The 14,242-nt window shown below is 70.0% G+C and carries 17 protein-coding genes; 8 read left to right on the forward strand and 9 right to left on the reverse strand.

Annotated features, from left to right (window positions below; translation table 11 throughout):
- Positions 1-472 (forward strand): PucR family transcriptional regulator (locus tag ON41_RS30810; protein ID WP_040751633.1); only part of this gene is annotated, 472 nt, incomplete at its 5' end.
- Between the two features lie 99 nt (positions 473-571).
- On the opposite strand, the gene ON41_RS30815 is transcribed toward ON41_RS30810, so the two are convergent.
- The 3 genes from ON41_RS30815 to ON41_RS41915 form a co-directional block, all read right to left on the reverse strand.
- Positions 572-895 (reverse strand): RsbRD N-terminal domain-containing protein, encoded by a 324-nt coding sequence (locus tag ON41_RS30815; protein WP_040751634.1) that lies wholly within the window; start codon positions 893-895, stop codon positions 572-574.
- A 140-nt stretch (positions 896-1,035) separates the two neighbouring features.
- Positions 1,036-1,362, reverse strand: coding sequence for a hypothetical protein (locus tag ON41_RS30820; protein WP_040751635.1), 327 nt, complete (start codon positions 1,360-1,362; stop codon positions 1,036-1,038).
- A gap of 25 nt (positions 1,363-1,387) precedes the next feature.
- Positions 1,388-1,573, reverse strand: a complete 186-nt coding sequence (locus ON41_RS41915) for a hypothetical protein (RefSeq protein ID WP_157185670.1) — start codon at positions 1,571-1,573, stop codon at positions 1,388-1,390.
- 166 nt (positions 1,574-1,739) lie between these two features.
- Here ON41_RS41915 and ON41_RS30825 point away from each other — a divergent pair, with 166 nt between their 5' ends.
- The 3 genes from ON41_RS30825 to ON41_RS30835 all read left to right on the forward strand — a co-directional run bounded on the left by ON41_RS30825 (position 1,740) and on the right by ON41_RS30835 (position 3,951).
- Complete coding sequence (locus ON41_RS30825) at positions 1,740-2,639, forward strand: helix-turn-helix domain-containing protein (protein ID WP_040751636.1); 900 nt, start codon at positions 1,740-1,742, stop codon at positions 2,637-2,639.
- A gap of 37 nt (positions 2,640-2,676) precedes the next feature.
- Positions 2,677-3,495 carry an SAM-dependent methyltransferase gene (locus tag ON41_RS30830; RefSeq protein ID WP_040751638.1) on the forward strand — a complete coding sequence of 273 codons (819 nt, stop codon included), beginning with the start codon at positions 2,677-2,679 and terminating at the stop codon, positions 3,493-3,495.
- Positions 3,496-3,564: 69 nt separating this feature from the next.
- Positions 3,565-3,951, forward strand: a complete 387-nt coding sequence (locus ON41_RS30835; RefSeq protein ID WP_040751639.1) for a DUF397 domain-containing protein — start codon at positions 3,565-3,567, stop codon at positions 3,949-3,951.
- A 232-nt stretch (positions 3,952-4,183) separates the two neighbouring features.
- Here ON41_RS30835 and ON41_RS30840 read toward each other — a convergent pair whose 3' ends face one another.
- Together ON41_RS30840 and pip are read right to left on the reverse strand one after the other, a co-directional pair.
- Positions 4,184-4,540 (reverse strand): nitroreductase/quinone reductase family protein, encoded by a 357-nt coding sequence (locus tag ON41_RS30840; protein ID WP_040751640.1) that lies wholly within the window; start codon positions 4,538-4,540, stop codon positions 4,184-4,186.
- A gap of 20 nt (positions 4,541-4,560) precedes the next feature.
- Positions 4,561-5,529, reverse strand: a complete 969-nt coding sequence (gene pip, locus ON41_RS30845; RefSeq protein ID WP_085995860.1) for a prolyl aminopeptidase — start codon at positions 5,527-5,529, stop codon at positions 4,561-4,563.
- A gap of 197 nt (positions 5,530-5,726) precedes the next feature.
- Here pip and ON41_RS30850 point away from each other — a divergent pair, with 197 nt between their 5' ends.
- Genes ON41_RS30850 through ON41_RS30865 form a run of 4 tightly spaced genes read left to right on the forward strand, consistent with a single transcriptional unit; the run spans position 5,727 to position 10,483 of the window.
- The gene (locus ON41_RS30850) at positions 5,727-7,574 is read left to right on the forward strand and encodes an SCO2524 family protein (protein ID WP_040751642.1); all 1,848 of its coding nucleotides are present in this window, start codon (positions 5,727-5,729) and stop codon (positions 7,572-7,574) included.
- 10 nt (positions 7,575-7,584) lie between these two features.
- Entirely contained in the window at positions 7,585-8,508 is a 924-nt protein-coding gene (locus tag ON41_RS30855; protein ID WP_040751644.1) for an SCO2523 family variant P-loop protein, read from the forward strand.
- The gene (locus ON41_RS30860) at positions 8,509-9,516 is read left to right on the forward strand and encodes an SCO2522 family protein (protein WP_040751645.1); all 1,008 of its coding nucleotides are present in this window, start codon (positions 8,509-8,511) and stop codon (positions 9,514-9,516) included.
- A gap of 1 nt (position 9,517) precedes the next feature.
- The gene (locus ON41_RS30865; protein WP_040751646.1) at positions 9,518-10,483 is read left to right on the forward strand and encodes an SCO2521 family protein; all 966 of its coding nucleotides are present in this window, start codon (positions 9,518-9,520) and stop codon (positions 10,481-10,483) included.
- Here the strand turns inward: ON41_RS30865 and ON41_RS30870 are convergent, their stop codons facing one another.
- The 4 genes from ON41_RS30870 to ON41_RS30885 form a co-directional block, all read right to left on the reverse strand.
- The gene (locus ON41_RS30870) at positions 10,484-11,305 is read right to left on the reverse strand and encodes a hypothetical protein (RefSeq protein ID WP_157185671.1); all 822 of its coding nucleotides are present in this window, start codon (positions 11,303-11,305) and stop codon (positions 10,484-10,486) included.
- 17 nt (positions 11,306-11,322) lie between these two features.
- Positions 11,323-11,784 (reverse strand): GNAT family N-acetyltransferase, encoded by a 462-nt coding sequence (locus ON41_RS30875; RefSeq protein ID WP_051162843.1) that lies wholly within the window; start codon positions 11,782-11,784, stop codon positions 11,323-11,325.
- Between the two features lie 169 nt (positions 11,785-11,953).
- The gene (locus ON41_RS30880) at positions 11,954-13,207 is read right to left on the reverse strand and encodes an MFS transporter (protein WP_040751648.1); all 1,254 of its coding nucleotides are present in this window, start codon (positions 13,205-13,207) and stop codon (positions 11,954-11,956) included.
- Positions 13,204-14,242 (reverse strand): PLP-dependent cysteine synthase family protein (locus ON41_RS30885; RefSeq protein ID WP_040751650.1); only part of this gene is annotated, 1,039 nt, incomplete at its 5' end. The genes ON41_RS30885 and ON41_RS30880, both read right to left, overlap by 4 nt.

Consider the following 14,242-nt stretch of genomic DNA (forward strand, 5'->3'; position numbering starts at 1 on the left):
ACACCACCACACCCCCGCCGACCTCGACACCCTCACCACCCACCTCTCCACCGCCGCCCGCGTCCCCATCACCGCCACCATCGTCACCACCGGAACCGACACCATCCCCACCGCCGCCGACCAAGCCCACCAACTCCTCGACATGGTCGCCCGCCTCCACAGCGAACCCGCCCTCTACCGCTTCGACGACCTCGCCCTCGAATACCAACTCACCCGCCCCGGACCCGGCCGCGAATACCTCGGCAGCCTCCTCGACCCCCTCGACCACCACCCCGAACTCCTCGACACCCTCCAAACCCACATCGCCCACAACCTCAACCGCCAACGCACCGCCCGACTCCTCCACGTCCACACCAACACCGTCGACTACCGCCTCAAACGCATCGGCCAACTCACCGGCTTCGACCCCACCCAAGCCAGCGGCCTCTGGTACCTCCGCTCCGCACTCGTCGCACGGAGTTACAGCAGGTGAAGTGGGAAAGCAGCGAAATAGATCGCAGTTTCAGCACATGAGAGCGGAAAGCAGCGAACAGATCGCAGCTACCGCGGGTGAGAGTGGAAATGAGGGCCGCTACGGGTCCTGGATCGCGGCGACGTAGGCGCGCGAGACGGTGGAGGTGAGCAGGTCGAGCATGTCGACCAGGAAGGCGCGGTCGGCGCAGCCGCGCTCGCCGGTGGGATCGATCCGGTCCAGGCTGACCTTCACCCCGCGGTGGATCGCGTGTTGCACGGTATCTATGGGCACTCCGTCGCGCGCCCAGTCGCCCGCGGCGACCTCCAGCCGCTCGAGGGCCTGGGTGGCGACCGCCTCCGTCGCGTCCAGCAGCACGATCGCGAGTTCGAAACCCAGGCGCATGACCGATTTCGGATCGGATCCGGAATCGTTGCCTCGCATCGCGCTCCTTCCGTGCGCCGCCTCCCCTTCGCAGCACCGAAAGTAATGGGCACGGGCGGCATTGACGAGCGCTCCGGACGGCTTGACACAAACCTCCGAACGACGGCCGGTCGCCGTTGTGACATCTCCCAACGGCGGAGTCAGTACACCCGCCCGGAATCGGGTTTGAGCCGGCCCTCCGACACCAGCGTCTGATACGCCGCGCGCTTGCGCGGGCACTCCTCGCGCCGGCAGGAACGATGACGCTGCATGACCAGATGCGCCTCGCTCACCGACAGGGGCTCGTCCGGGGCCTCGTGTGGCCAGCCGATCGGCCAAACGGACACGTCCATTGTGTCTCCTCCGGAAACGGGCGCCGGGGCCCCGTCGTCGGTCTCGCTCGCCGCGCGGTCGCCCGGCCGCACCGCGGCCACCGACAGCGCGATCACCGAGACGAACACCACGATCACCGCCACCACCGCCGTCACAGCAGACTCCGACCCGCGCGCATGATCAGTCGTCGTCCAGTCCGGCCGACAGGTAGGCCGCCGCGGCGAGCCACCGGGCGCACGATGCCGCGTGCTCGGCGCCGAGGATCCGGCGAGCGACGGTGTCGGTCAGCTCGCCGTCCACCTCGCAGTGCGGTCCGCCCTCGCCGGATAGGCAAGGCGCGGAACGCCTTTCCGTGGTAGTCGTCATCGACTCCCCCTCCAGCCGGACGCTGCCGAAACCTCCGGCGACGCCCGCTTGATACTGAAAACGTGATACTCTGAACGTGATAGATGCTAGCGTGATTATCACGATAGCGAAAGAGGTTGGGGCGGAAGGGGTTCACGCGTCTCGGCTCGGCCGGACGTCAACCATCATGGGCACGCGATTACGCACGGCGCGGAAGCTGTTGCTGGGCCGCGAGATCGAACACATGATCAATACGGCCGGCCTCAGCCAGAGCGACGCGGCCAAGATCATCGAGACCAGTCAGAGCCGGATCGCCATGCTCACCAACGGCGCCGGCTCCATCACGGTCGGCGATCTGGAGCGGTTGGCCACCGAACTCGGCTTCACCGATCCGGGCTACCTCGACACCATCAAGGAACTACGCCGCGACAACCACAAGCGCGGCTTCTGGAACACCGGGTTCCGCCGGGCCTATATCGAGGATCTGCGGCTGCTGGTCGATCTGGAGGCGCACGCCGGTCTGCTGCGCGTCGCCGAGGCCGAGATCATGCCCGGACTCATCCAGTGCGAGTCCTACATCCGCGCCCTGCACGAGCCCGAGAACCCCGCCGACGAGGAACCCGACACCGTCTCCATCGAGGATTCGGTGCAGGCGCGCCTGGCCCGGCAGGAGATCCTGGTCGATCCCCGCTCGCCGGAATACCGCGCGATCCTGTCCGAATCGTGCCTGCGCCGCGAGTACGGCGGCCGCGAGGTCATGGTCGAGCAGCTCGAACACCTGCTGACGCTGTCCAAGCGGTCCAACATACTGCTGCAGGTGCTGCCGTTCACGGTCACCACCCGCGGCGCGGGCATGGAGGACCGGTTCACCCTGGTGCGGGTGCCGTCGCCGGGCGCCGCCGGCGATCTGGACATGGCCATCGTGGAGAGCCAGGGCGATATCCGCTACATCGACGACAAGCCCGCCGTCACCGCGCGCGAGACGGTGTGGTCGCGGTTGTCGGCCGCCGCGCTGAGCGCCGAGGACTCCCGCACCTTCATCCAGCATGTCGCGCGCTCGTACCGCCGCAAGACGTTCATGACGTGACGGATCGTCCGTCACCACCGAGGAATTGGGGGTTGCCGTGACCGACTTCGAGTCCCGCGAGGGCGATGCCGTCCGGCCGTCGGCCGCCCGGATGTACCACTACTACCTGTCCGGCGAGGCGGTCTCCGAGACGGACAAGGCCTTCGGCGAGCGCGTATTCCGCGTCTACCCGTACGCCGACACGTGGGCACGGCACAACCGCGAATTCCTGCAGCGGTCGGTGAGATACATGGTGGGACAGGGCATCCGGCAGTTCCTCGACATCGGCGCCGGGCTGCCGACCGCCGGCAGTACCCACGAGGTGAGCCGGTCGATGGACCGCGGCGCCCGGGTGGTCTACGTCGACAACGACACGGAGGCAGTCGATCTCGCGCACGAGGCGCTGCTGGAAGAGAACGCGCTCGGCGCCACCGCCGCCGTCGAGGCCGATCTGCGCGTCCCCGAGCTGATCCTCGATCACGCCGACACCCGCCGGCTGATCGATTTCGAGGAGCCGCTCGGGCTGTTGATCGTCAGCGTCTGGCCCTTCGTGCCCGACAGCGACCGCCCGTACGACCTGATGGCATACCTGCGCAACCGGCTACCCTCCGGCAGTTTCGTGGCCATGAGCCACGTTTCCGCCGACGACGCGTCCGCCGAACTGAAAGAGCGCATCGCCGCTGTCGCCGATCTGTACAAAGAGACCTCCGATCCGGTCACCGTGCGCAGCCGCGACGACTTCGCGGCCTTCTACGACGGCCTGGAACTGGTCGAGCCCGGCATCGTCTACGCCCCGGACTGGCGTCCCGAGCAGCAGGCCGATCCGCGAGATCCGGCACGGCCGTGTAATTTCGCCGCGGTTGGCTACAAGCCATAGGTACACAGCAGACGCGCGAATCGCGATATCCGTGTGTCTGTAGCTTTACTCCGTAGAAAGGCACCACCAATGACGCTGCTACCTACCTTCACCGCGGGCGAATTCCGCAAGGCGAGCGCCAGCTCGCCGAACCAGAACTGTGTACGTGTCGCGCGTAAGCAGGGCTGGACCGCGGTCTGGGACGACAAGCGCGCCACCGACCGCACCACCCCGGCCTCCACGCTGTCGGCCGACGAACTGCTGCTGTTCACCGATGAACAGTTCGACGCTATCCAGAGCGCCGTGCGTGGCACCGATACGCGGTCACCACTGGTGGTCGTGCACCGCACCGACGGCCACTACGTTTTTCGCGCTGCCACGCCGCAACCGGTGGACGGCGTCGAACTCGTCTTCGACCAGAACGAGCTCGACGCCTTCCATCACGGGGTGCGCAACAACGAATTCGATCACAACTGAAGCGATCGATATCCGATTCCCACCGACGTAATCAGGGATCTCGCGTATCCACGGCAGGTGCCCGCCCCGCGCGGGCACTGTGCCCGGTCCCCCTGCGACCGTGGAAGCAACAATCTTGCGCATCGACAACTGTAGGCGCGTCGCCCGTGTACCGCACCCCGGGCGGGGCAATTCACCAACGGTGGGGGGCGCCGCTCGGGCGCCGTCACAACTCCTCCGGCGCGCCCGCCGGTCAGCTCGCCGCGTCGAGGCGGACGCGCACCGTGACGCGGCCGCGCTCGTCCCGGACCGCCGATGCGTGACCGGTCCGGTCGCCCTCGGCGAGATGCAGCGTGATCGGCCCGCCCGCGCCGAGGAAGTTCCGCCACCAGGACTTCCGGTCCGGCAGGGCGACACCGATGACGTACTCGTCCCCGGACCGCCGGTAGTTCACCGGGGTGCTGAAGGTCTTGCCGGATTTGCGGCCCACATAGCTGATCCGCACGAAACTCTTCCCCATGAGCGGCCCCAGCACGGGGACCCGGGTCAGCGCGACCACCCCCGCGTTGAACCCGCGCACCACCGGACCGGCCACCGTCTTCAGCTCCATGGGCCCCACCCTAGCGCGGCCTACCGGCCGAATTCGCGCAGCGCGAGCAGGATCTCACGCCCCATGTCCGGACTGCCGGTGTGCCCGGAGTCCTCGACGATCCGCAGCCGCGCGTCCGCCCACACCTTCGCCAGCTCCCAGGCGGTGCCCAGCGGCCCCGACAGATCGAGCCGGCCGTGCATGAGGATGCCCGGAATGCCCGCGAGCCGTCCCGCGTCCCGCAGCAGCTGACCGTCCGCCAGCCACGCACCGTGCGAGAAGTAGTGCGTGCAGATCCGCACCATGGCGAGCATCCGCGCGTCGTCCTGGGCGCTGTAATGCCCTGGGCGGCCCAGTTTTTCGTGCGCGATGACCGCGTCCTCCCAGGCGCACCAGTCGCGCGCGGCCCGCATTCGCACGGCCGGGTCCGGATCCTCCACCAGCCGCGCGTACGCCCGCACCAGATCGCCGTCCCGGTCGGCGGGCGAGACGCCGTCGCGAAAGGCCTCCCACGCGTCCGGCAGCAGCCGGGCCAGCCCGTGATACAGCCAGTCGATCTCCTCACGCCGGGTCGTGGTCACGCCGGCCAGCACGATGCCCCGGACCCGGTCCGGGTGGCGTTGCGCATAGGCGAGGATCAGGGTCGAACCCCAGGATCCGCCGTACAGCAGCCAGCGATCGACGTCCAGCGCCACGCGCAGCCGCTCCATATCGGCGATCAGGTGCTCGGTGGTGTTGGCCGCCAGCCCGACCGCCGGATCCGACGCGTGCGGCACGCTCTGCCCGCAGCCGCGCTGATCGAACAGGACGATGCGGTAGACGTCCGGGTCGAACAGCCGACGCGGGTGGCGGGCGCCGCCGCTGCCCGGACCGCCGTGCACCACCAGCGCGGGCCGGCCGTCCGGGTTTCCGCTTGTCTCCCAATAGATCCGGTTGCCGTCACCGACGTCGAGGAGGCCGTGGGCGTACGGTTCGAGGTCCGGGAACGGTTGTGGGGACTCCGATGTCATTGCCTCCGACTCCATTCCGCCGATGGTCGCGCATGCGGGTTATCGGATGTGTGGATCGAATCGTTTGCCTCACAGGCTATTCGACGGCAAACAACGACCTCGCCATTTTCCGTAGACTGGCGAACGTTCTCGGGGCACACTCTACAGTGACGACGTTCGGCGACGACGGCCGGACGCGGGGGCGAGGGCAGGCACACATGAGGGTTCGGCCGCGGCAACAGCTGCTCGATCTGTGGCGGGCGGTACTCGCCTACTCCTATCGCGACGGGGAGTGGATCTGGGGCGGGCGCGACGGCGCCAACTCCATCAGCGACGCCGAACAGTTGCTGTGCCTGCTGTATCCGGCGACGGCGATCAGCGCGTTCGCCCTCGACCAGCCGAACGAGATGGCCTCCGACGCCCGCTCCGCCCTCGCCCCGTTCGGCGAGGAGACGCGCATCGGCGGCGTCCTGGTCACGCTGCTCGAGGACTATCTGGCGCGCTATACCGTGGACGATCAGCCCGTCTTCGCCGCCGGCAGCTATCTGCACTCCAGCGAGAGCCGCCCGCCCACCGCGGCGCAGCGCGACCTCGAGGTCGTCGACTCCTACTCGATGTCGCTGAGCCTGTGCATCGCGGCGCTGCGGTTCCTGCGCGGCTTCGAGCGCTTCGTCGGCGGCGAGGTCCGGCGGGAGGCGCGGCAACTGCGCGACCGGATCCCGGTGCTGATCGAGCGGGTCGGAGTGCGGCTCACGGCCGCCATGGCGGGTCTGGTCCGCAGCTTCGTCATCCACACGCCGGACCCGAAGTCCCCCGAGGGACAGTCCATTCTGCGCATGCTCAACCAGAGCCGGGCCCCTTCCGACGATTTCATCCAGCGGCTGTCGGGGCGCATGGAGCAGCTGCGCGTCCAGGCCGCCAACGAGGTCAAACTCAGCCAGACCGCCGATGTCGACGTCGCCGACGACGACCGGCTGTTCGAATGCGGGTGGGGCTGGGGCGTGGTGACCACGGCCGAGCCGATCGAATTCGTGCAGGGCCATATCGGCACCGTCCGCGGCAGCGCGGAACCCCGGCCCTACCTGTACTTCACCGCGGTCGCGCTGGACGGCATCATCGACCTGTCGTCGCAGCGCATCCGGGAGCTGGACCTGCTGAGCGACGAACAGCGCAAACTGGCCGACGCGCTGCAGCTGCGCTTCGAGATCACCCGCGACTACTGGTCGACCGTGGCCCGCTTCGGCGGCACCCGCTGGCCGCTGGAGGACATCCCCTGGCGCACCTCCGACGGCGAGGAGTCCGACTACTTCAGCCTGGCGGTCACCGCCATGCTCATCCAGGACCTGGTCTACCGCGAGAGCACCGAGGACCTGGAGCGTACGGTCGCCGTCTTCGACCGGCTCGCCCGCCGCGGGCGCATCACCAGCCGGCTGACCACCGACGATCCGGCCGCGGTCCTGCACTATCCGGGCGTGCGACTACGCCTGTCCGGTAGCGAGGACGTCGACGGCGGCCCCCAATTGCAATGGCACGTCCCCGATTTCGCGACGCTGATGCTCAAGCGCTGTCTGGAGGCCGCGCGCCTGCGCACCGACGTCGGCACCCGCGACCAGCTGATGGGCCTGGTCGAGGCGGCCATGGATCACCTCGACCGCGGCATGCTGCGCAACGGTCCGGCCGCGGGGCTGTGGGACGACACCGCGTGGCTGCTCGGCAACGGATTCACCGCGCCCGAGGGCCCGTCCTGGTTCGTCACCGAGCGCGTGATGGAGTCGCTGGTCATCGCCTACGGCACCTTCGAGCGGCCGCCGCTGGCGCCGCAGACCATGGTGTCCCGCGCGGTCGATCTGCTGAGCGAGGCCGAGCACCTGCTCAATCAGGAGGAGCTCGAGGTCGAGGGCGACGACCTGTCGCCGAAACAGGAGGCCGTCAACCGGATCCGGCAATCGCTCGACCGCGCCCGCCGGGTGCTGCGCGAGCGCCCCGGAACCGCCTACGGCCTCGCCACCCAGGCATTGATCCAGCTGGACGAACTGGCGTACGCGCGCCAGGACGCGACGCGGTGAGGACGGCACGGTGCTGGTGTTCTCCACCTCCGACAAGGGCGGTACCGGGCGCTCGGTGACGAGCTGCAACATCGCCCACCGGCTGTGCATGTCCGGCCGCAATGTCGCCTACGTCGACTTCGACTTCGGATCCCCCACGGCCGGAGCGCTGTTCGAGATCAGCGCGGTGGAGCGCGGGCTGCCGGAGGGCGGGCCGCGCGGCATCCACTCCTATCTGCTCGGCGGGACCGGTACCGCCACCCGCGTCGACGTCGGCACGGCCACCGACCGGGCGGAACTCAAGCGCACCGGTCCCCGGTCCGGGCGGCTGGTGTTGTTCCCGGGCGACGAGGGCGGCGCGGAGTTCCTGACGGCCGACGACGCCGTGGTGACGCGCTGCGCCGAACTGCTCGTGGCGCTGGAGCAGGAATTCCGCGTGGTGGTCGTCGATCTGAGCGCGGGGCGGTCGGTGGCGCTCGAAATCGCCCTCCAGGCAACGGCTCTGCCGCAGCTGCGGCGCAGCACCCCGCGCTGGCTGATCTTCCATCGCTGGACCCGCCAGCACATCCTGGCCGCGTCGGGCCTGGTGCACGGACCGCACGGGCTGCTGCGCACCGGCGCCGAATGCGGTCACAACGAGGAGGAGCTGCTCGGATCGCTGCGCTACGTGCGCACCGCCGTACCCGCCGCCAACTCGCATCTCACCGCCCAGCGCGCCGCGCAGGCGGCCTGGTTGCAGGAGCAGGACGCCGCCCTGCGCCGCCTCGCCACCACCAGCCGGCTCGGTTCCACCGCGGTCCTCGGCGCCACCCCGATGGAGCCGGTGCTGCAGTGGCGCGAGCAGCTCATCCTCGACAGCGACGTCAACGCCCACATCGCCAATGCCGAGACCGCGCGCGCCTACACCGAACTGGCGCGCCGCCTCGTCGACACCGCCACCTGGGAGAGGCTCTAGATGCGGGATACGCGGGGATACAGCGAGGCGTCGGAACAGCCGTGGATCGCGTCGGTTCCGTTGTCGCACTTGTCTATCGAGGTCGGCCACTTCTATCTCAACGACATCACCGGCGATATCGACCGGGTGAAGGCCGAGTTCCGCCGGATCGTGCCGCTGGTGTCGGCGTTCGTCGAATCGGCGCGGGTGCAGTTCGGTCCGGGCGCGCGGGTCAGCACCTGCTACCTGATCGACGACTACTTCCAGCCCGACACCGATCCCGCGGAGGTGCTCGACAAGCTGCTGGCCGCCGCCGACGAGACCGGCTTGGCCATCGACTATCTCGCCCGCGAATCCGGCTGCTGGCAGACCTCGGAGTTCGTGGACGGCGTGCCACTCGGCGAGCCGATTCCCGTGGCGGAGATGGTGGCGGCGCGGATCGTGGCCGAGCCGGCGCCGCCCGATACCGGCCGCCGCCCTCCCACGGCGGAGTCGGGGTGGCTGTGCAACGGCCGCCGGTCCTCGGAACACGAACCGGCACAGGCCATGCGCGGGCGCGCCTATCAGCCGCCGGAGGAGTTCGGGCGGCGCGAGCATTCGGTCTTCCTCGACGTCCAGCTGTGGAGTACGCACGTCGAGAACGGGGTGACGACGACCCGGTGGTCGTGCCCGTTCCTGGCCGCGGTGTGGCATCTGCTGCGGCTGGGGATGCTGCGGTATCACGGTGCGGCCGTGGTGGATCCGCAGCCGTGGCGCGGCGAGCCGTGGCCGCGCCGGTGGCACGAGGTGCCGCCGGTGGTGCAGCTCGCCCCGGACGCCGCGCCGTTCGCGGCCTATCAGACCCTGTCGATGCTGCCCAAGCGCTACATCGGCATCGAGCACGCGGTGCGGCTGGTGCTCGACCACCTGGACCTGGACGACGACGTGGTGGCGCAGATCATCGCAGGCGGCGCCGCCGACGAGGTCCCGGTGACGGTGCCGCGCAAGATCAGCGACCGGCTGTCCCACCTGCTGCTCGACGGGGCCTGAGATGCCGTCCCCGCTGATCGTGCTGGGCGAGGTCCGCACCTGCCTACTACCGTCGGCCTCCGCCCTGTCGCGGGCGGAGGCCGGTGAACTGCTGGCGCTGATGCCGGGCCGTGCGGTGCGCTGGCGGGAGCGGCCGGGCACGCTCGCCGTCTCCCCGACCACCGCCGTCGGCGTCGACTGCGAGCTGGCGCTGGGCGCGCGGACCGCGCGCATCGTGGGCACGGTCGCGACCAGCATCGTGCTGGCCGGCGGCCGGGTGTTGCAGTCCTCGGCGCGGACGCGCGTGGTGCGGGCCGCCGACCGGCGCCGCCAGACCTGGTCGCACTATGTCAGTCAGAAGGGCGTCACGGAGGTCCTCAGCCGCCTGCCCGACCGCGATACGGCCGAGACCGCGCTCGCCGACGGATATCTCGACGGTCCCGCCGACGGCGACATCCTCGATCTGGCCTCGATCAGCGAACGCCTGCTGGCCCGCATCCGCGCCGACGCCAGCCTGGATCAGAATCCGCCGGTGCGGGCGGGCACCACGCGGCTGCGCTGGACCGCCGGCATCGGCGGCGCCACCGCGCCCTCGGCCGATCTGCATCTCGCCGACGACAGCGTCCGCTCGGTCCGGCTGACGGTGCGCAAGGAGACGGATCTCCCGGCGGCACAACGGTTCTGCGAGGATCTGGCCGCACACGACTGGCTGCTGACGGTGCTCGCCGCCGCCCTGGACGAGGCGGACCGGTTCGCCTCGAACAGCCGCGAGCGGATCGATATCCTCGCCCCGGCGCTGGAACATCTGCCCGAGCTGTGGATGCCGGGGGCGCACACGCCCGCCGAACTGCGCGCGCTGTGGAAGGACCTGCAGACCGATCCGGGTTTCTCCCGGCAGTGGAATACCCTGGTGGCCCGGCTGCGCGACAGTATCGCGGTCGCGACCCTGGACGCGTTGCGGCACAAGGTGTTCGATCCGGACTGGTAGCTACATCCGGAACCACTTGCGCACCAGCAGCGCGAAGAACACCGACATCGACACCACGCCGGCCCACGACTCCACCGCGAACAGCGGCCGCGCCGCGGCGTGCAGGCCCGCGGTATCGCCCTGCCCCTGCGGGTTCAGGAAGCTGGTGGCCGTCATGTAGACGATCGTGGTGGGCGACGGGCTGCCGCTCAGCAACAGACCGGCGATCGTGAACAGCACCAGCTGCACCGCGACCCAGCCGAGCAGCCACGAGGGCCGGAATCCGTGGCCGCACGACACGTAGGACAGCTGCCCCGCCCAGCGCCGCCAACCTCGCGGCAGCGCGCGGGTGCGCGAGCGCGCCAGCCGCAGCCCGCACCGGTCCTCGCCGTCGTCGTCCTCGTTCATCCGGTACAGCGCGACCGCCCGGCGGAACGCCAGGGCCGCGTGCGCGTACAGCCGCAGATCCCACAGCTGCGCGCCCAGCCGCTCGTATTCCTCGGCGAGCAGGGCGTTCTGGCGGGTGCTCAGCCGCAGTGGCCCGCGGAACTCGACCTCGGCCGCCAGGAGCGCGGCCAGGACGGCGCTCGGCACCCGCCAGCCCTCCTCGTCGGGCTTCGGGTGCCGGGCGGCGGCGTACAGGTGGACGAAGACCAGCCCGTCGGACCGGCGGCGGACGCTCGGCGGGTCGTATCCGGTGAGGATCACCTCGACGTGCGTGGTGAACGCGTCCAGCGCCGCCTGTTCGGGGACCTCGTCGCGGTCCACCTCTGCCGCGTATTCCGCTGCGCGCCTGGCGATCCGGGTAGAGACGGAGGCGACGAACGACTGCATATCAGGCATGGACGCGGATCCGGACCTCAGTCGCGCAGCCGGAATTCGAACAGATCGCGCGGCTCGCCCGGGCCGAAGTACCGCTCGTCGTGCGAGACGAATTCGAATCCGGCCCGTTTGAACAGGTTGCTCGCCGACTGGTTGTCGGGGCGCACGGTCAGGTACATCACGTCGGTGCCCAGTTCGCGGCACACCTGCATCGCACGATCGAGCAGGGCCCGGCCGAAGCCGAGCCCCTGATGCTCCTTGTCCACCGCGAAGGTGAACAGTAGTGCGCGCCCCGCCTTCTGCAGCGTCAGCGCGTAGCCGATCGGCACGCCGTCCACCTCGGCCACCAGCCACTCGCTGCCGTGCAGGTCGAACAGCTGCCGCAGCATCAGATACAGGTACGGCTCGGCGAAGACCTCCGCCTCGATGGCCGCGATGGCCTCGAGATCGGCGAAGCGGGCCTGCCGGTACTCCGGCTGCGGCGCCTTCGTGATGTCCATGTGCTCCCTACTGCCACGGCATTAGCCTTCGGAATCCAGAGCCTTCATTCCAGCCTAGAACGTTCCCCCGCGAACCGCGTCAGTGTAGATGTCGCGGAACCGTTCTGTGACGCAACAGGGCGGTCGGAATCCCGAATACCGACCAGTCGGACATACCACCCGGCAGCGATCAGGGCCGGGCGCCGGCGAGTGCGGCGGAACGCACCCGTCCGGCCCGGTCGAGCCTGTACAGGGCGATCGCCGCCACCGCGCCGATGGCCGTCAGTCCCAGCCAGACCGCCGCGTCCGCGCCGGCCGCCCGGGCGGCGCCCACCACGGCGCCGGTGCCTAGGTTCCCGGCCAGGATGCCGACCCCTACGACGGTGTTGTAGAACCCGTAGTGGGTGGCGACGAGGCGGTCGCCCGACAGCGCGACGACCGTCTCCATCTCGAACGGGAAGACCGCCGCGGCGCCGACCGCCAGGATCGCCGCCGAAATCAGCAGTGCCGCAATGGCCGTCGCGGTCCCGAACGGGTGCGGCCCGGGCGCCGCGGCGAGCGGCAGGAAGGCCAGCGCCAGCAGGACCGTGCCCGCGACGAGACCGCGGCCGGTCCCCCAGCGCGATCGGAACCACGCGGTGACGCGCAGCTGCCCGGCCACGGCGACCACGCCGGAGACGACGAAGACGGCCGAGGTCACCGCCTGCGCCCGCGCGGGGGCGAGGTGCGCGGCCTGCAGCGGCAGCGCCAGATACACCTGGAACGACAGCACGTACGAGCCGATCATCGCGGCCGCGAACGCCACGAACCGGCGGTTCGCCACCACCGTGCGCCACTCGGCGAGCACCGACGGGCGCTCGGCGGGTTCGTCCGCCCGCCGGGCCGGCAGCGCGAACAGCTGCGCGACCGTGAGCGCGGCGAACACCACCGCGGCCACTGCCGCGGCGACCCGGAAGTCCAACGCCAGCAACGCGAGTCCCACCAGCGGTCCCGCCAGGATGCCCGCCTGATAGAAGATGTTGAACACCGCGAAGGCCTCCACCCGGCGCTCCCCGGCGTCCGCGGCCAGATAGGCCCGCACCGCCGGATTGAACAGCGCGCCCGCGAATCCGGTTGCCGCCGAGGCGATCAGCAGCGCGGGCAGCGAGGTGGCGACGACGAGCAACCCGAATCCGGCCGTGCGCAACAGGCATCCGGCGACGATGAGAGGTTTGTAGCCGAGCCGGTCGGCGAGCGTCCCGCCGATCAGGAACATCCCCTGCTGGGAGAAGTTGCGGACCCCCAGCACGAGCCCGACCGCCCACGCCGCCAAACCCAGTGGGCCGGACAGGTATCCGGCCAGATAGGGCATCAGCAGGTAGAAACCGAGGTTGATGCCGAACTGGTTGACCATCAGCAGCCGCGCCGCCGGGTCGAAGCCACGGAATGTGCGCAGCACGCTCACCGCCCCCGTTCCGTGTCGGCCGCGATCGCGCGCGGGTCGACGACGGTGGCGCAGCGCGTCCACGACCGCGCCACCCGTTGCGCGGGATACGCGAGGACGTCCGGTTCGGACGGCAGCTCGGCGTCGAGCAGCCCGTGCTCGGCGCAGTAGGCGTCGTTGTAGACGGTGTCGAAGTAGCGATGCGGACCGTCGGGGAAGACCGCGACGACGCGGGTCCCGGCATCGTGGGTGCGGGCGGCCCAGCCCGCGACCAGCCCGACGGCCCCGACGCTCCAGCCGCCGCTGGCATGGTGGGTGGCGGCCAGGGTGCGGCAGATCCGGACCGCCTCCCCCGGTGCCACCCAATGGATTTCGTCGAAGGCTGCGTAGTCGACATTGCTCGGGTGGATGCTCGAGCCGAGCCCGCGCATGAGCCGCGGGCCCGCGGGCTGGCCGAAGATCGTCGAGGAGATCGTGTCGACGCCGATCAGCCGCAGCCCGGGTTCGACACGCCGCAGTACCCGCGCCACCCCGGCCGAATGCCCGCCGGTGCCGACCGCGCACACCAGCACGTCCACGCCGCCGAGCTGTTCGATCAGTTCGAGGGCCAGCGACGCGTAGCCCTCGACGTTGTCGGGATTGTTGTACTGATCGGGGCACCACGAGCCGGGTTCGCGCGCGAGCAGTTCTCGCACGCGGTCGCGCCGCGCCTGCTGCCAGCCGCCGACCGGGTGTGGTTCGGTCACCAGTTCCACCCGGGCACCGTAGGCGGTCAGCATCCGCGCGACGATCGGCTCCAGGCCGGGGTCGGTCACCACCGTGACCGGATGCCCGTACACCATGCCCGCCAGCGCGAGTCCCAGACCCAGTGTGCCGCTGCTGGATTCGATGATGCGCGCGCCCGGCGTCAGGGTGCCGCGCTCGCGCGCCCGCCGCACCATGTGCAGGGCGGGGCGGTCCTTCATCCCGCCGGGATTGAAACCTTCCAGCTTGGCCCAGAATCCCCGGCCCTCGGGCGCCAGCGGCGCGCCGACCCAGAGCAAGGGAGTGTTACCG

The organism is Nocardia transvalensis NBRC 15921, from assembly GCF_000308875.1.
GTDB classification, from domain to species: domain Bacteria; phylum Actinomycetota; class Actinomycetes; order Mycobacteriales; family Mycobacteriaceae; genus Nocardia; species Nocardia transvalensis.